The sequence below is a fragment of the Limnoraphis robusta CS-951 genome, assembly GCF_000972705.2.
Genome location: NZ_LATL02000234.1, coordinates 1 through 17,876 on the forward strand (window position 1 = coordinate 1; position 17,876 = coordinate 17,876).

The following is a 17,876-nucleotide window of genomic DNA, read 5'->3' on the forward strand; positions in this document are numbered from 1 at the left end:
CTGTCTTCACTGATCACTGTTCACTGGTCACTGTAAACTGTCTTCACTGGTCACTGGTCACTGTAAACTGTAAACTGTCTTCACTGTTCCCTATTGCCCGGTAACATTTTCGCTTTCATCGCCGCCAACTCCGCATCAACATCATTATCATCCGCTTCGAGAGCATCAAACTGTTTTTCTAAATCATTCCCAGAGAGTTCAGCCATCGCCTGAGAACGGGCTTCGAGTTGCATCACCTGATCTTCCATCTGTTCAAAGGCATTTAAAGCGCTTCCCGTGCTAGTATTGCCGAGAATCTCATTTAGCCTTTCAGAAGCTTGAGCCGAACGCGCCCGAGCCACAAATAGATCTTTTTTCGCCTTCGCCTCACTAATTTTACTCTCCAGCTTTCGCATATTTTGCCGCAACTGTTCAACCACTTGAGCTTGCTGTTCGAGTTGAGCAGACATTACCGCTTCCGTTTCCAGATAAGACTTCCGGCGAGTTAAAGCTTCTCGGGCGAGTCGTTCTTCTCCTTTTTGCAAAGCGAGTTGTGCGCGTCTGTACCATTCTTCAGCAGTGGTTTTTGCCTGAGAAGATTGGCGCTCGGTGCGTTTTTGGGTGGCGATCGCTTGAGCAACCGCTTGTCTGAGTTGCACCAAGTCTTCCTGCATATCCATCACCGTTTGTTCCAGAATTTTCTCTGGATCTTCGGCTTGGCTGATCAAACTATTAATATTGGCGCGAATAACCCGCCAAAGGCGACCAAAAAGCCCCATAATGATTTTTCCCCAAGCTATTCTCCAGTTTTCGGTGTGTCATACTGCACAGAAACACCTTGAACGCGCAGTTCTTCAGCCAGACGTTGAGCCGCAGCCTGATTATCCAACGCACCCATCTGAACTTTTACCCCGGTTTTAAACTCTCGCACATAAGCATCCGGCACAACTTCTCGGACTTTTTCTAGCGCTCGTTCATCGGTGTAGGATGTCACCACATAATACAGTCCATCATTGGCTCTAACGGGAGCGGTGTTGGGTTTAGTTGCGGCTCCGGCTGGAGGTTGAGGAGTGGGTGTCTGTACAGGTGCAACAGTCGGTGCTGGTGCAGGTTTGGGAGTTGCCGGAACCGGATCAGGAAGGAGTTCATTCGTCAGGTTGCTCATTCCAGGCCCACTCGGTAGGGGACTGGGTGGCGTTAAATTTTGAGGATTTGGGGGAACCGCAGTTTGAGTCGTGGGTGCCGGAATCGGATTCGGATTGGGATTAATATTGCTAAGGGTGCTTAACTCTAGATCAACAAATTCACGAGCAGCTAAATTCGGCTTGGGTTCCAGAGGTCTCGGAGCGGCCGAATCATCTGTTTGTTGGGGGTTTTGATTAAATTTCCACCAACGATTTAACCCTAAAGTTGCCATTCCTGACGGCGACATCACCACATAGCCCAAACCGATACAGGATAAGAGAAACAGCAACATTGATCCAATCCCCACAGGGGTCAATAAACTCCCCACCCAACTGCGTTTTCTACGTCTAGCCCGCCGTTCTTCGAGACTGCTGACCAATTGTTGAGACGATTCTAGATAACCCTGGGGTGCATAGGGATTAACGGGTGAGGGGGGAGAACTGTGACCATTTGTAGATGACCCTGACTCGGTTTCTGATAAACGAGGGGCTAAGGGTGCCGATGACGGGACAACAACAGATTCCCAACCCGATGGGATTTGGGATTTGGGAGATTTGGCGACAGGTGTAGCTGGGGCTGAACTCGGTTCAATATTACTTTCTCCCGCAGAGACAGATAACACCTCTGAGGGTTTTTGAGTGTAAGAACTCGATGGCGGCTTTGCAGGGGTTGGGGTCGGGGTTGTCTTGCGTCGATAGCGTCGATATCGCGAGAGTTCTTCTTCGAGTTGAACATCTAGACTCCCTAAAACCGCTTTAAGTGCGGGTTGCAGTTGAGCATCTGAAGATTTGTTCGAGTTGACCACAGAAGATTGATTCATGCGAAGCACTCCTAACAGTTTTGTAGTGGAAAATAAAATTAGCAGCTTTTCAGACTTGAGTTTCTTTAGATATATTTTGATGCAATCGTTAAATCAGGTTTTAGGTCGTTTACACATTCAGCTTCTGACTCCCGAACAGCAGCAGTTTCAATCAACGCTTGACCACTGGGCTATGGTTGTCGGTCAAAGGGCGATCGCTCACACTCGACCTGTTTCTATCAACCGAGGAGTCCTGATTGTCGCGACTTCTAGTGCTGCTTGGTCTCAGCAGCTCACCTTCAAGCGATCGCAGATTCTCCGACAGTTAAATCAAAGACTTTCTAATCCTTTGAATGATATCAAGTTTTCCACGGCTCTGTGGCATGGTCAAGGCAATTGTTCAGTTTCGGCTGAGGATGCTGCTGATCGACCCCAAAATCATCCTAGTTATATTACAGATATTCCCCCTTCCCCAACTAATGCTTCACCCACTCCAGTTTCTCCCCAAACTGCTTTTGCAAATTGGGCGGAAATGATCCAAAGGCGATCGCAATCTTTACCTGAATGTCCTCAGTGTCATTGTCCGACCCCACCCGGAGAACTGAAGCGTTGGTCTGTGTGTGCCATGTGTTTTAGCCAGCAACCCTTTCAACCCTAGTTTTTAGTTTATTCAAAAAAAAATATTGAGATTATATGGCGATCGCGATCGCAAATTCTCGGGTAGTCCTGCGGGAAATGACCAAAGCCTCAAGGACTCTGACTTTCTACTTGAGAGAGTTTCCGCTCTACCGATTTGCCTCTGTCCCCTTTCCCCGATTTGATCCGTTGTATATTTCCATTTTTTCTCTCTAAAGCAGGATGTACAAACCTCTTTTTGTAGCTCTATTGACATTTTATCTTTACGGGTTTAGCTTGATCCCCAATTGGTTTCCCTTGCTACAGTCCAAAATCTTCCCCGTTTACAGTTCTCAACTTTCCCTGGCTTAATTGTATCTGTTTATAAACCAAATCTAAAATAAACATAAAATTAAATTGTGGCTTGGGGATCGCTCAAACTTAGACAGAATAATGATTGATGGATAATTAATCGTGCTGGCTCGATCCATGACAATAAAGAGTATCAAATGGATTCATACAGGAGTACCTCATGGACGCCTCACACACTCTGACCTCATGCTGTCGTTGCTGCCAACATTACACACCCGAAGGCCGCAGAGGTGGACACTGTAGCCAGCTTCATGTTCCCGTTAAAGGCGGATGGAAAGCTTGTCACTTAGCAATGTTAGCGTTTTCTTCACCTTGGGAAGAAGCCCAAAAAATGGTCGTTTTACCCCAAAAAGTCGAGGTTTTACCGGATAAAGTCTCCGTTGCTGTCCTCGCCTCCTAAATGAAGTCCACGACGCATTACATTTTTTCTTTTGACTGAGCAACCCATTACTTTAAGATTAAGATCAGGGTTTTCTTCAGAAACATCGGTTCTTAAAAGATTTGACTTTCAATCAAGTTCAACATTAAAAAAACAAATTTTCTACCCTCAAAGGTTTTTACAGTCACCCGTCTAGGGGCGCACCTCCGTAGAAATCTCTGTCACTAACAAACAACATTAATAAACCCGCCCAAGCATTCACCGATGTAGAGGCGGGTTCACACAGATTTATTCATCCCACAAACAACATTAATCAACCCGCCCAATTCTCATTCTAGACTTTAAGGAAGCCAGGGATATTGACGAAAGTTAGGCTTTCGTTTTTCTAAGAAAGCTTGTTTCCCTTCTGATCCCTGTTCGGTCATATAGTAGAGTAATGTCGCATTTCCGGCGAGTTCCTGCAAACCTGCTTGACCATCACAATCAGCATTAAACGCAGCTTTTAAACACCGAATGGCGATAGGACTTTTATCTAAAATTTCATTCGCCCATTGAATGCCCTCAGCTTCGAGTTGTTCCACGGCAACCACACAATTAACTAACCCCATTTCTAAGGCTTGTTGAGCATTATATTGGCGGCATAAAAACCAAATTTCTCGGGCTTTTTTCTGGCCGACAATTCGCGCTAAATAACTCGCCCCAAACCCGCCATCAAAGCTCCCCACTTTCGGCCCCGTTTGACCAAAAATCGCATTATCAGCCGCAATAGTTAGGTCACAAACTAAATGTAAAACATGACCGCCTCCAATGGCATAACCTGCCACTAAAGCAATCACAACCTTCGGCATTGAGCGAATTAATCGTTGTAAATCTAATACATTTAAACGAGGAATTCCGCCATCATCAATATATCCCGCTTCTCCCCGTACACTTTGATCTCCACCCGAACAAAAAGCATATTTTCCATCAGTATGTGGCCCTGCTCCGGTGAGCAAAATCACCCCAATTCGAGTATCTTCTCGAGCATTACTAAACGCATCACAAAGTTCATTCACCGTTTGAGGACGAAACGCATTGCGTTTATGGGGACGATTAATGGTAATTTTAGCTATCCCTTCTGCTTTGTGATAAAGGATATCTTCGTAAGTTTTCGCCGTTTGCCATTCAATAGACATTTTTAAAGGAGTTGAAATTGTAAAATTGTGTTAGAGGTGAGAAAGGGTAACAGTTTTTTGAGTCACCCGGTTAAAAGTGATCGCTAATAATTGATCACGGCCTANGATATCTTCGTAAGTTTTCGCCGTTTGCCATTCAATAGACATTTTTAAAGGAGTTGAAATTGTAAAATTGTGTTAGAGGTGAGAAAGGGTAACAGTTTTTTGAGTCACCCGGTTAAAAGTGATCGCTAATAATTGATCACGGCCTATTGTCTGATATAGCAATGAGCAGGTTAATGTTTACAACTTCTTTGTGTCTTTGTGTCTTTGTGTCTTGGTGGTAACATTCAAGGCTAGACCCTTGTAAACAAGCCTGCGCGACCTGCTACAACTGCTCACTGATTATTAACTCTTTTGAACCGATAATCACCTCACCAATTTGATAAGCTGAAATCTGGCAAGACTCAAAATAGTTAATTGTTTCTTCAGCTTGGTGTGGTGACACAATCAACACATAACCAATTCCCATATTAAACGTTTCCCACATCGCTGTTTGATTAACATTTCCCGTTTGAGAAATCCACTCAAAAATCGGCAGATTCGGCCAACTGTTAGGAATGATCCGAATCGATTGATCTTGTCCTAAACACCGAGGTAAATTTTCCGGTAAACCTCCTCCCGTAATATGCGCCATTCCATGAATTTCTAACCCTGATTTTAGGGCATTTAAAACAGGTTTAACGTAAATTTTTGTCGGGGTTAAACACAGTTCTCCCAAAGACAAACCCCCAAATTCGGCCGGACAGTCTTCCCAACTCAGTTGGCGATCGCTAACTATTTTTCGGACTAAACTAAAGCCATTGCTATGAACGCCACTACTGGCCAGTCCAATTGCTACATCCCCCAGTTTCACCTGTGAACCATTGAGGATCTGACTTTTTTCGACAATTCCCACACAAAACCCCGCCAGATCGTATTCTCCGACTGGATAAAATCCTGGCATTTCTGCGGTTTCTCCGCCAATTAAAGCACATCCTGCCTGTTGACAGCCCTCTGCTATTCCTTCAACGACTTGTACTAATTGTTCGGGGTTGAGTTTTCCGGTGGCGAGATAATCTAAAAAAAACAGGGGTTCGGCGCCGCAGGTCAGAACATCGTTGACACACATCGCCACTAAATCAATTCCGACGCTGTGATGACGGTTGAGTTGGGTGGCGAGTTTGAGTTTGGTTCCTACTCCATCGGTTCCTGAGACTAATACCGGGTGTTGGTAGCCTGTGGGAATTTCAAAACAACCCCCAAAACCCCCTAAGCCGCCGAGTACCTCCGGTCGATAGGTGCTTNGTCAGAACATCGTTGACACACATCGCCACTAAATCAATTCCGACGCTGTGATGACGGTTGAGTTGGGTGGCGAGTTTGAGTTTGGTTCCTACTCCATCGGTTCCTGAGACTAATACCGGGTGTTGGTAGCCTGTGGGAATTTCAAAACAACCCCCAAAACCCCCTAAGCCGCCGAGTACCTCCGGTCGATAGGTGCTTTGGACGGACTGACGAATTCGTTCTACGAAGTCTCGACCCGCCGCTACATCGACTCCTGCTTCTCGATAATCCATAACTCTACTTACCCGTTATCAGCATTCAGTTCTCAGTGTTTAGATTACCAAGTTTGGGGATCGAACCGCTTGAGTCAAGTCTTGATTTTTACATCTACCTCGGATTTGGGCTTCAATATTCATCTATCAGAAAATTTTATCACTCAAAAATTAGCTAAGTAAAAATTCCTAAAAAGCCCATAGGACAAGGGGTTTTGACTAAACTAAACCGTCTAGTCTAGATAAAAAAACGAAAGGTGACAACCGATACTGATTCCGAATTTTGCAAGTTCGTGTTAGTCTGTTGCAGTTGCTTTGGCAAAGGTGAACACGTTCCGAGTATGAGTTGACTTCTGTTGTGAACTCACCCAGAGTTAGCTCTGGAAAACTCGATTTTCAAGTAATGATTGTGAATAGGTTTATGAAGCAAAAAATTTTGAGTGGTTTCGCCGCAATGGTGTTGGTATCAAGCTTAAGTGTCTCCCTGTCGAGCCACGCCGAACCAACTCCATCATCCCCAGAGGCTCAAGAGAAGGAATTCACAGAAGTCAAAACTTCTTTTGAGGAAACCGCAGAGCAAGCAACTTTGGAAACGGTGAGTTATACCACTGCTGTAAAAGTCGGGGAATATCAGTCTGAGACCCGCAATGATGTTCGCTCAAATGCGATCGCCACCATCAAGGCTCACGAGTGGAACAGCCGACAAGCAGCGACCCTGTATGTGCGTAATATTCCTGTTCTGACTTTTGTTGAAAAAACGTCTTCAACCCCGCAAACCCCTAGCAGCAATCTCGTTAAAATCGCAACCGTATTAGAGTCTTCGCAACCCCTCAAAAAGCCGAGTTCTGATACGCAGTCACAACAGAAAACCGATCCAGTCGCCCGAGCAACGGAAGTCGCCGCCAAACTCAATCAACTGAACCGCTATCGGGTAGATGCAAACAGCATCGGTGTGCGCTGGAACGAAGAACAGCAAAACTACAGTATTGAAATAGAAGGTCAAACCCTAGTTGTAATCGATACAGAAACGATTCTGCCCGACACCACCCAAAATCTGGCTGAGGACGCCCTACAAGCAACCAATCGACTCCGGCGACAACTGGGTTATGCTGCGCCTTTGAGCAAAATTGAGGGCAAATCCCCATTGCATCTCGAAAGTGCGTTCAATCGTCAGGTGATTAAAGCGATTGTTGGCTGGGCTTCTTGGTATGGCCCAGGTTTTCACGGTCGATTAACGGCTAACGGAGAACAGTTTAATCAGTATGAATTAACCGCCGCTCATCCTTCACTGCCCTTTGGAACAACAGTACGAGTCACGAATACTGAGAATGGCCGTTCTGTTGTGGTGAGGATTAATGATCGCGGGCCATTTACGGGCGGTCGAATTATTGATTTATCAGTAGCGGCGGCTCAAGCGATCGATATGATCAATAGTGGCGTTGCTCCGGTTCAGGTTGAAGTTCTCGCTCCAGTACAGTAGACAGGGAAGAGTCTGACCAGTGAAGAGGTTTCAGGGAACAGTAGATAGCTAATAACTGATCACTGATAAGACTGGTGACTGGTTACTGTAAACTGGTACGGGTAATTGATGAATTACCCCTACAACTGGTTAGTGTAAACTGTAAACTCTTGACAGTAAATCATGCGCCTGTTTACTACAGTGGCAGCCATGCGCTGTTACCTGAACATCCATCGTTCCAAAACCCCACAGGCTGCCATCGGATTTGTCCCTACGATGGGAAGTCTACATCCGGGTCACTTAAGTTTGATTGACCGGGCTAGAGTAGAAAATACAGTTGTTGTCGTCAGTATTTTTGTCAACCCTCTTCAGTTTGGGCCGCAAGAGGATTTGAAACAGTATCCCCGTCCACTGGAGCAAGATTTATCGCTCTGTGAACAGGCGGGGGTGGATGTGGTGTTTACGCCCAGTTCAGAAGAAATCTTGGGGCTAGACCATCAACAGCAAACAACCGTTGTTCCGCCGTCTAATCTGATATCGGTGTTATGTGGCCCCAATAGGCCGGGTCACTTTCCGGGTGTGACAACGATTGTCGCTAAATTTTTGAATATTATTGAGCCGCATCGGGTTTATTTGGGTCGCAAAGACGCTCAACAATTGGCAATTATTCGACGCATGGTGACTGATTTGCATTGGCCGATTGAAATTGTCGCTTGTCCTATTATTAGAGAAGCTTCCGGGTTAGCATACAGTTCTCGCAATCAATATTTGACGCCACAGGAAAAACAACAAGCAACGGTACTGTATCGCGCTTTGGGTAAAGGGAAGCAAGTGTTTTTATCTGGTAATTCTGATGCCGAAGCGATACTGGCGGCGGTTCATGCTGAACTCGCGACAACGACCGAGATTAAATTGGAGTATTTGCAGCTCGTTGATCCTGATACAATGGCTCCGTTAACTTTTGTTCGTGAGGTGGGACTGTTGGCGATTGCAGCTCGTGTGAATACAACTCGGTTAATTGATAATGTGATTTTACGCAACCGCAAACCGATTTTGGCGATTGATGGGCCAGCCGGGGCGGGAAAATCAACGGTAACGCGCCAAGTTGCTCAACAGTTGAATTTGTTATTTCTCGATACTGGGGCGATGTATCGGGCGGTGACTTGGTTGGTGCTAGAGATGGGGATTGATATCACTGATCAACCTGCGGTGGCTGAGTTGGTTCATCAATGTCAGATTGAGTTGAAGCCTCGAGAAGACCAGCTTGAGATTTATATTAATAGTCGTAATGTCACCGCCGAAATTCGCTCTCAACAGGTAACAGCGAATGTCTCGGCGATTGCGGCTCAACCTGCGGTGCGTGAGTCGTTAGTTGAGCAACAAAAAGCTTATGGTCGGACTGGGGGTGTGGTCGCGGAAGGACGGGATATTGGGACTTATGTTTTTCCCGATGCTGAACTGAAGATTTTCCTCACCGCTTCAGTCAAGGAGCGATCGCAACGCCGACAACTGGAACTGCAACAGCAAGGTCAGGGAGAGATTAGTCTCGAACAGATCGAACAGGACATTGCTCAACGTGATCACAAAGATAGCACTCGTTCTATTGCTCCTCTACGAAAAGCGGCGGATGCGATTGAAATTCAAACCGATGGTTTGACGATTGAACAGGTTACAGAGCTAATTATTCGTCTGTATCACGATAAAACAACTCCTTTAACATAAATTTTTGAGAGATTTACCTAAATTTGCCCTAATATCTTTAGAGATGTGATTTTCTTTGGAGGGCGCAACCCTCTAAAGATATAATTTTTAGCATTGACATATTGACGAGAATATGCTAAAAAAAATTCACTTTTTTGGGCATCACGGTGTATCTGAGTCTTCAAGACAAGAACCATCCTTAAAGTTAAGTTTTTAGGTGTGAAGGAGAAATGACGTGTTACAAAACCAGAGTTTAATTCGCCAGCAAGAACAACAGCGGCGGATATCCCGTTTAGCTCTAGTTGCGGCAATGGGGAGTTTTATGATCGGAGCAATGTTGCCTTGGAATCTGCGTGCCAATCGGTCTGTTAAACTTCTTTCTTTACCTCAGTCCTCACCCAAGATTGTTGCACCCAGTCCCCAACCCGCTCAACCCCCAGAAAAGTTAAAGCCTCCGACCGTCGCCCCGACAACTCCCGAACAATCTTCTACTCCTTCTTCAACAACCCCAACTCAGGAACGTCAAGAAACGTCGAAGTTGCCCTCTATTGACCCTAGAACATTACCCAGCGTTGGACAAACTATCTCTCAAAGAGTTGAGGGTGTACAAACGGCAGTCACTCGTCTGAAAGAACAACGGTTTGAGAATAAGATACCTGATCGCTTCAAGGGTAAAACGGTCAAAGACCTGCAACTCAATAGTGATCAGAAAGTGATTGCATTAACCTTTGATGATGGCCCCTGGCCGACAACAACAGAACAAATTTTAGATATTTTAAAAGAAAATAACGTTAAAGCGACGTTTTTTTGGGTTGGTCAAGCGTTAAATAATCACAAAGAAATTGGCAAAAAAGTTGCGGCTGATGGTCATGTGATTGCTAATCATACCTGGAATCATCGTTATCATAAACATAGTCAAGCAGAGGCAGCAAAGGAGATTGATCGCACTGCCGATTTGATTGAAGAATTAGTCGGTGTGAAAACCCCAATTTTTCGACCGCCCGGTGGAGTAGAAGATAACGGTTTAGTCGATTATGTGTTGCGGCGAGACTACGTTAATATTATGTGGTCGTCTGATTCTAGAGACTGGAGAAGTTCAGCTTCTGCGATTAAAAGTAATGTTCTCAGTTCAGTAAAACCAGGTCGAATTATATTATTGCATGATGGCGGGGGAAATCGGGCTGAGACGGTGAAAGTTTTACCGGAGATTATTACTGAAATCAAACAACAGGGCTATCGATTTGTGACGATACCGGAACTTTTGGAAATCGCCGATCAACACCTCGCTCAACAAGAACGTCAAGGTGAACAACTATCTTCTGTTCAATCTACCGATTCTAATGCGATCATGACCGAGTGAACATCAGGAACGGTCATCTGATCGTTCCATTTTTTCCATTTTTCTTTTGAGGCGATCGCAGTTTTCCCACAGGGGGTGAGTCTCTCCCTCGGTGTCATCTTTTCGGAGCCGGATATTTGATAATCGCATAATGCTAAATGCTCCCCAAGCAGAGAATTGGCATCAATACCGTTAATAACTTCTGATAAATTTTCCCAAACCGGATGATTGTTTAAAGTTGCCATAAAAACCATCAAGATTGACCCTAATCAAACGATTTTTTAATTCTTCTTTTTAAAAATTACCAAGCNCTCGGTGTCATCTTTTCGGAGCCGGATATTTGATAATCGCATAATGCTAAATGCTCCCCAAGCAGAGAATTGGCATCAATACCGTTAATAACTTCTGATAAATTTTCCCAAACCGGATGATTGTTTAAAGTTGCCATAAAAACCATCAAGATTGACCCTAATCAAACGATTTTTTAATTCTTCTTTTTAAAAATTACCAAGCTCTCTCGTAACTTTTGAACTTGCTGGCTGCGACTCTTGCGATGTTTGGCGATCCATATTTGCAGCAGATCTAAACCAATTGCTTGACCAATTTTAGCAATTATAGTATCTGCTCTAATGTGCAAATTACCATGTCTAGAATTTCCAACAACACAAATAATATATCCTCCAGGTTTGAGTCGGAGTTGTTGTTGCTGTAACATGAGATATACATCATCGAAATATCCTCTTATAACTTTGGGCGCTCTCGACCGAGCGAGACTTCCTGATTCTCCTATATCGGGACATTTTGCCATTTTTTCTACTAGCTGATAAACCTCGCGTAAATCTACATTATCTTTAAGAAAATGAGTTTCTGGAAAGCTACAACTTGGATGTGAACGAAAAGTGCTTAATCTTAGATTTCGCCACTCTTGGTAAGAATTTATAAATCCTCCAAGCCAGAGTTCACACTTGTAGATCTCGCTGTAATCAAAATTATTAGGGTACGGTGGTGAGTAAAGAATTAAACCAAACTGATGAGATATTTTATGTTTAGCCAGAACTGAATCAAGGTCACAGGCATCTCCTTCTAGTACATGAGTTTGAGGGATAAAATCACCTTTATCGCTATCCGCTTTTACCAAATTAACTAAGTCTTCAATAATGATTTGTGTCCGGTTATATAGAGCCTCTTTAGGCGGAATAATATCACGGGGGAAAAATCGAAGCAAACGACCATCTTTATGCAGACAAGAAACATCTTCTATACTTGCAAGAAGAGCTAAAAGTAGAAGGTCTTTTGTTTCTTGCGAACATTGACGATGAAGAATTGCATTTCTCAATCTGAGCAATTCGTAAGCGTGTCCATTCGGGAAATATTTATTGTTATGTAGAGTTGAGAGATCTGGTAAATTAGCTGGAGTGTGTTCGTTATCTTGTAAAACTAATAATAGTTCCTTTTCTAACCGATCTGGATCGATTCTATACCATTGTGTTTTGATCCGTCCGAGAAACGCAGCAAAGGGATTGATTTCTAAACCGACACTAGGAATACCTCGCTTTTGAGCAGCTAATAAGGTTGTACCAGAACCAGAGAAAGGATCTAAAATAGAATTACAAGGAAGATCGAAGCGATCTAAAATTTTATCAACTAACTTATACGAATATCCTTCCTTAAATAAAAACCAGCGATGAATGGGATCTGTTAAATTATCTGTAAATCGGAGTAAATTTCCCCAAGAATTATCCTCAACGAAAGGCAAACTGCGTTCTAATTCAGCAAAGGTATTATCTAGTTGTGACGAGTTGGGATACAGGGGGACAACATCTGCAACTGTCTCGAACTCAGTGTTATCTATCTCGGATTTTGGAGTCAGGGAATAATCTTGTTTCACTCTTTAATAGTTGATGTGTGTTCTGAGAATTCAAGAGTAACATTAAACGGGTCATCAAAACCTCTCCAGTTGGCAATCAAATGATGTAGTCCGAACGGAAGAACTTATGAGTTTAAGGCTTCGCTTTTGGTTTTTTACTCGGTGTATTTTTCCTTGATAATTTCCCACATTGAGCGAGTTACACCAGATTTTGGTAAGTCTTCTCCTCCTTCTGTTTGTGAAGCTGTAAAGTCTCTGACTTTAAAAACCAGAGGAAAATTTTTAGTTGCTCCATTGTTAGCACTTAAAAATAAGTTGTGATATCTCGGCAAGTCTTTAGCAAATCCCTCGATCGTTCTCTTATCAGTCAACCCACAACCAATCACTTTGTCAATATCTTTTTTATTTACCATTCGTGTCATTATGACATTATCGACTAAACGAAAAACCGAATCTGGCAAAGCAGATGGAGTATTAGTTACAAAAAATAAGTTCATACCCAAGTGTCTGATTAAAGGGATCAACTCATCTATATATCCCTCGTCCATATACATATGAGCTTCTTCAAAGAAAACCGAGGGATAAATTGGAATTTCAATTCTATCTTTCTGCAAAGCTAAATATTGCTTGCGACATATTTCTTTGAGTTGATCAATAACAAGAGTCACAATTACTTTTTGAATGATTGATGATAATCCTCCCATATCAAAAACCAGAATACCGATATTCTTTTTCAAGTCTTCTAGCGTTTGAGATTTGACCTGTTTTGTCTTTTCTGTCGAAGATTCTGTATCCTCTAAAGTTTGTATGCTTCGTGACATTCTATGCAGAACTGTGCGAAGAGAGACAATTCCTGTTCTAGGTTCTCGTTTCTCTTTAATTGCCTTTTCTTCTTCTCTTGCTTCTGCTTCAGTACAAAATATGTTATAGCTAATTAAGTTACTAATTCCTCGCTCGTAAGCACCTCTCATCATGTCTTGATTTCCACAAATTTCTCTCGCCTGATCGCGAAGAAACTGTAAATCTGGTTTATTGCCAACTTGTATTCTTTGTTCAATCAATTCTGGTAACTTAGCCTTTACAGCATTATCAGTAGGTTGACTATTAAACAGAGATAATTGATCAAAAATGCTAAATAAACTTGGAATTGGCAGTTGATCTAGTCTAAACCTTAAGTTCTCTGTGGGGCGGATCAGATGAGACTTGGGTAATCCATTATATTCACCATTGATATCAAATACAATTGATGGCATTCCCAGTTTGCGCTGAAGATGAATTATTCCCTTGGTTATATGGGATTTTCCTCCCCCTTTCATTCCAGTGATCAGATTAACTTTTTCAAAACCGCCTGCATAAACTTCTACCGGACGTTCCTTATATTCCCCCAACAAAATATTAATTCCCTCTTGATGAGCTATAATATTTTGGGTTAAAAATTCGGGTGAAATTGGAAATATATCTACATTTCGGGTAACAACTTTACCCTCTGGTTCTCTCCATTCTCCCCTTTGAACTGAAGCACGCACCACAAATTCACCAATCAAAAACTCGTCGATGATTTCCTTGGGTTCATTATAGGATCTATATGTAACTGTTGTACTATGAGCGCTGGTCAGAAGCCTAAATAAAGCTTTACTATCAGCTTGGGGATAGTTGGCTATTCCTTTTGAAATAATTTGAACGATAACACCATTTTCAATAGCTTTTGAGTCTTCTGCTTGACTGATAGTTTGTCCTCTTTCTCTTAAGTAGAGAACATCACCCACATCAAAGTCTCGAACTTTAGGATAGAAAATAATACTGCCCTCACTTCCAGACAATTCCAAAAGTTGTGCAGATTCAACAGCTATTTCACTAGACAGAGCAGATTTAGAAACTGTCTCAGAATTCTCAGGTATGAGATCATCTAGATCTACATCTGGAGTCTTAAAACCACTGNGAAAATAATACTGCCCTCACTTCCAGACAATTCCAAAAGTTGTGCAGATTCAACAGCTATTTCACTAGACAGAGCAGATTTAGAAACTGTCTCAGAATTCTCAGGTATGAGATCATCTAGATCTACATCTGGAGTCTTAAAACCACTGGGTTCAGGTAAATTACTATCTGCCATAATTGACTCTTTTCCTCGCTGAACTGATTATTTATTTGCCGAAAGATCCAAAAGGTTGAAACAAAACTTCCATACTTGGCTGTTCTTCTGGCTTTACTCCTAATCTGACAGCGACATCAGCCAACAAATTTTGAAAGTCTTGAAATAAAAAACAACTATTTTGATGGGCTTCTATTAAAGGTTTAGGGTATCCTCCGTAAATCCGACAATAGTTATAAACATCATTGATCACCTCACTCGCTCTTTTTCCTTTACAATTATGCAAATCGACTCTAAAAGTCATACTCGACGGACCAAACCCAAACCGAGCAGCATACATTTCTTTCGCCATTGTTACTCTGCTCCTTTGCTTGGTTCCAGACTGTTTTGATCGATTTTCTCTCCTTTCTTTGCTGACAGCATCTTTTAAGGGAAGGAAGCCAATAAAATCAGCCCCATATTTTTCAGTCAAAAACTTTTGAATCGGGATTCCTTCAACAGTAATTCTGGTTTTTTTGCTGATTGCTACTACGTCTATACTATTGAGATCTGCTTCATATAGCATCCCGAGTTTTTGTGATTGATTCAAAAGATAGTTTTTCGGGGTATCATAACTTCTATCTGGGAGCGCCCCATCTATAAGAAGAATGCCTCCGTTATATTTTTTCAAGATTCCTATAGCTTCAGCTTGAATAATCCGCTCTACAAAATTACGAAAGCGATCTTGAAGTTGATCGGTAGTTTCAATAACTCCGCTTTTTTCTTGGAGATATGGATATTCATCGATCTCTTTGACAAAAAATTCGGGTTCCCCTAGTCGCTTTCCCATCGCGTGTAGGACTTTGAGCTTGTTTTCTTGATCGATAGGGATCGCTCCTGTGTTGTATCGCAATATGATCACATCCCCTTCGGAAGTATAACAACAAGCTGCTCCCCTAACAGCAAACACTGTACCACCCTTCGCCAAACTTCCTAAATTTACTACACCAGCATCGACAGCAATGATTGGAGGTGGATGAAGTCGTTTGGGTCGCCCCATACGACTAACTTCGTTTAAACGTTCTAGCTTTAAATCTGATTCATGATCTGATTGAGTTCGAGGGGTCGCTTTTTCAGAATCGTTGATCAGTTCGTGAAATTGATCAGTTCGTTCAGGAAGCAATAGCACCTCGTTGCGATGATCCTCTAAATGCTCCCACGCAATTTGAACGAGGTTTTTAATATCCTGATTTTCTCGGTCTAAAAACTTGATGCTCACACCCAACCCCTAAACCCTAAACATAAATAAGGATCTGTCAAGTTTTTTTGCCTAAATCCATTTTTGACATTCTACTATATCAGCAAGCAGTCGTATCAGTTGAGAATATCATCTGCCTCACTGGGACAGGCGAGGAGTTCTTGAATCAGGGATACATAAGCCTGCACTCGTTGTTCATCCATAGCCACGCACAACTGTCAGGATAGCACCCCCGATTTTACCCCCACAACCTAGAAACCGGGTGACTTGCACCTTGCTACAATGAGAAGGTGAATCCATGCCAAGCCCATCGCTCTATGCAACTGACCCTTGAGATTCCCGATGACCTCGCTGAAGCTGGCCAGTTTACCGAATCGGACTGGCTTCGAGAAATTGCGATCGCCCTGTTTCAACAAGAACGCATTTCCCTCGGTCGCGCCAGCAAAATCGCCGGACTTCATGTCATGGAATTTCAAAAACTGATTGCTAGTCGTGGCATCTGTATTCACTACGATGTTGAAGACTTTCAGGAAGACATCCAATATCTGCGTGACCAAGGTTGGTTATGATTGTCGTTAGCGATACATCATCTCTCTGTAGCCTTGCCCTGATTAACCATCTCAGCCTGTTACCGCAACTCTACCAGACAGTGATCATTCCCCCGGTTGTTGCTGATGAATTAGCGATCGCCCCTGACTCCAAAATCACCAATATTTTGCCCCAGCCCTGGATTAAAATTCAACCCCTCCAAAATTCCCATCTTGCAGAAGAATTACAGCGATCGCGGGGACTCGATCCGGGGGAATCTTATGCGATCGCCCTGGCTGTTGAACTGAAAGCCGATAGCTTGCTGATTGATGAGCGTTTAGGACGCCTCGAAGCCAAAAAATTGGGAATTCCCATCATTGGCATCCTGGGAATCTTAATCCTGGCTAAACAAAGGCACTTAATTGGGGAGGTTAAACCCGTGATGAATCGCCTCATCCGTGACGCAAGTTTCCGAGTGAGTTCTCAACTCTATCAGCAGATTTTAGCCTTGGCAAAAGAAGAATAAAAAACTGGGTTTCTTTACTCCCACAACCTAGAAACCGGGTTACTTGCATCCCCTAGCTTTCCCTCAGCCTGCGATCGCTGTTCATCTATAGCCACGCACCAGATTAGGATAGCACCCCGATTTCACCTCATCCCCAACCCTCAGAAACGGGGTTTGTTTCTTAAATATTTGCTGAGAAATAGAGATGCTGCTAGAAGCCTAATTAATGATGAATAATAAACAAGGAATCATTATTATTGAAGTAGCGACAGCAAAACCCAACACAGCCACGATTCCCGATTGCTGCTAATGTTTTCCTTTCATTCCACCCAACTGACAAGATGTTAAATTCTCCTCTAACTGTTCAATTTCCTTCTGACTCACCCCTATCCCCCGATCATTTTGCGATTACCCTAGCCCCTTTGTCTGTAGAAGAAATCTATGCTTTGGTTGATGAACCTGCTAATGGGGCTGTTGTCTTGATGAGTGGTATGGTTCGCAATAACACCGCAGATCAACCTGTAGAAGCCTTAGAATATCAGGCTTATCAACCAATGGCTATCCGGGTGTTTGAACAAATCGCGGCTGAAATTCGCCAAAAATGGTCAGATGTGACTGGGGTGGCGATTCATCACCGGATTGGACGCTTGCAGGTAGGAGAAATTAGTGTTTTAGTCGCTGTGGGTTCTCCCCATCGTCGTGAAGCGTTTGAAGCCTGTCAATATGCGATTGATACGCTCAAACATAACGCCCCTATCTGGAAAAAAGAACATTGGGCGGATGGATCGAGTAGTTGGGTGAGTATTGGGGCTTGTGAGCGAGAAAATTGTTGAAATACCGCAAACTCTCTAGCGGTTAACGGATGACCTAACCCCCCAACCCCCTTCCCTACAAGAGAAGGGAGAGCAGTTTAGACCNAAAATTGTTGTAATACCGCAAACTCTCTAGCGGTTAACGGATGACCTAACCCCCCAACCCCCTTCCCTACAAGAGAAGGGAGAGCAGTTTAGACCTTTTAAAAATTTAATACTAATAATTCTTTTCCCCTCTCCTAGCGGGGGAGGGGG

16 protein-coding genes are annotated in these 17,876 nt (G+C 43.3%); 8 read left to right on the plus strand and 8 right to left on the minus strand.

Going from position 1 to position 17,876, the window contains the following annotated elements; genetic code table 11:
* Positions 1–80 precede the first annotated feature (80 nt).
* Together WN50_RS19870 and WN50_RS19875 are read right to left on the minus strand one after the other, a co-directional pair.
* A complete protein-coding gene (locus WN50_RS19870; RefSeq protein ID WP_046278495.1) occupies positions 81–758 on the minus strand; it encodes a PspA/IM30 family protein in 678 nt (225 codons plus the stop codon).
* Between the two features lie 17 nt (positions 759–775).
* Positions 776–1,984 (minus strand): hypothetical protein, encoded by a 1,209-nt coding sequence (locus tag WN50_RS19875; protein ID WP_046278496.1) that lies wholly within the window; start codon positions 1,982–1,984, stop codon positions 776–778.
* Here WN50_RS19875 and WN50_RS19880 point away from each other — a divergent pair.
* Positions 1,983–2,621 carry a DciA family protein gene (locus tag WN50_RS19880; RefSeq protein WP_235440950.1) on the plus strand — a complete coding sequence of 213 codons (639 nt, stop codon included), beginning with the start codon at positions 1,983–1,985 and terminating at the stop codon, positions 2,619–2,621. The genes WN50_RS19875 and WN50_RS19880 overlap by 2 nt on opposite strands.
* A gap of 489 nt (positions 2,622–3,110) precedes the next feature.
* Positions 3,111–3,350 carry a hypothetical protein gene (locus WN50_RS32510; protein WP_072075581.1) on the plus strand — a complete coding sequence of 80 codons (240 nt, stop codon included), beginning with the start codon at positions 3,111–3,113 and terminating at the stop codon, positions 3,348–3,350.
* Positions 3,351–3,670: 320 nt separating this feature from the next.
* Here the strand turns inward: WN50_RS32510 and menB are convergent, their stop codons facing one another.
* A complete protein-coding gene (gene menB, locus WN50_RS19885) occupies positions 3,671–4,504 on the minus strand; it encodes a 1,4-dihydroxy-2-naphthoyl-CoA synthase (RefSeq protein ID WP_046278497.1) in 834 nt (277 codons plus the stop codon).
* A 367-nt stretch (positions 4,505–4,871) separates the two neighbouring features.
* A partial coding sequence (gene purM / locus WN50_RS19890) for a phosphoribosylformylglycinamidine cyclo-ligase (protein ID WP_152964876.1) occupies positions 4,872–5,829 on the minus strand: 958 nt, incomplete at its 5' end.
* Positions 5,830–6,502: 673 nt separating this feature from the next.
* Here purM and WN50_RS19900 point away from each other — a divergent pair.
* The 3 genes from WN50_RS19900 to WN50_RS19910 all read left to right on the plus strand — a co-directional run bounded on the left by WN50_RS19900 (position 6,503) and on the right by WN50_RS19910 (position 10,601).
* Positions 6,503–7,561, plus strand: coding sequence for a septal ring lytic transglycosylase RlpA family protein (locus WN50_RS19900; RefSeq protein WP_046278499.1), 1,059 nt, complete (start codon positions 6,503–6,505; stop codon positions 7,559–7,561).
* 162 nt (positions 7,562–7,723) lie between these two features.
* Positions 7,724–9,262 (plus strand): bifunctional pantoate--beta-alanine ligase/(d)CMP kinase, encoded by a 1,539-nt coding sequence (locus WN50_RS19905; RefSeq protein ID WP_046278500.1) that lies wholly within the window; start codon positions 7,724–7,726, stop codon positions 9,260–9,262.
* A gap of 214 nt (positions 9,263–9,476) precedes the next feature.
* Positions 9,477–10,601: a polysaccharide deacetylase family protein gene (locus WN50_RS19910; protein WP_046278501.1), complete on the plus strand. Its 1,125-nt coding sequence runs from the start codon at positions 9,477–9,479 to the stop codon at positions 10,599–10,601.
* Here the strand turns inward: WN50_RS19910 and WN50_RS19915 are convergent.
* From WN50_RS19915 to WN50_RS19935, 4 genes are all read right to left on the minus strand, one after another.
* Entirely contained in the window at positions 10,565–10,825 is a 261-nt protein-coding gene (locus WN50_RS19915; protein WP_162490187.1) for a hypothetical protein, read from the minus strand. The genes WN50_RS19910 and WN50_RS19915 overlap by 37 nt on opposite strands.
* Before the next feature lie 239 nt (positions 10,826–11,064).
* Positions 11,065–12,468, minus strand: a complete 1,404-nt coding sequence (locus tag WN50_RS19920; protein ID WP_046278503.1) for a DNA methyltransferase — start codon at positions 12,466–12,468, stop codon at positions 11,065–11,067.
* Between the two features lie 134 nt (positions 12,469–12,602).
* Positions 12,603–14,213 (minus strand): helicase HerA domain-containing protein, encoded by a 1,611-nt coding sequence (locus tag WN50_RS37725; RefSeq protein ID WP_425354827.1) that lies wholly within the window; start codon positions 14,211–14,213, stop codon positions 12,603–12,605.
* A 378-nt stretch (positions 14,214–14,591) separates the two neighbouring features.
* On the minus strand, positions 14,592–15,797 hold the full coding sequence (locus WN50_RS19935; RefSeq protein ID WP_046278505.1) for a DNA double-strand break repair nuclease NurA: 1,206 nt from the start codon (positions 15,795–15,797) through the stop codon (positions 14,592–14,594).
* Positions 15,798–16,093: 296 nt separating this feature from the next.
* Between WN50_RS19935 and WN50_RS19940 the strand changes: the two genes are divergently transcribed.
* The 3 genes from WN50_RS19940 to WN50_RS19950 all read left to right on the plus strand — a co-directional run bounded on the left by WN50_RS19940 (position 16,094) and on the right by WN50_RS19950 (position 17,642).
* On the plus strand, positions 16,094–16,345 hold the full coding sequence (locus WN50_RS19940; protein ID WP_046278506.1) for a UPF0175 family protein: 252 nt from the start codon (positions 16,094–16,096) through the stop codon (positions 16,343–16,345).
* Positions 16,342–16,830 carry a PIN domain-containing protein gene (locus WN50_RS19945; protein ID WP_046278507.1) on the plus strand — a complete coding sequence of 163 codons (489 nt, stop codon included), beginning with the start codon at positions 16,342–16,344 and terminating at the stop codon, positions 16,828–16,830. Before WN50_RS19940 ends, WN50_RS19945 begins: the two co-directional genes overlap by 4 nt.
* Positions 16,831–17,150: 320 nt before the next feature.
* Entirely contained in the window at positions 17,151–17,642 is a 492-nt protein-coding gene (locus tag WN50_RS19950) for a molybdenum cofactor biosynthesis protein MoaE (protein ID WP_046278508.1), read from the plus strand.
* Positions 17,643–17,876: the final 234 nt, after the last annotated feature.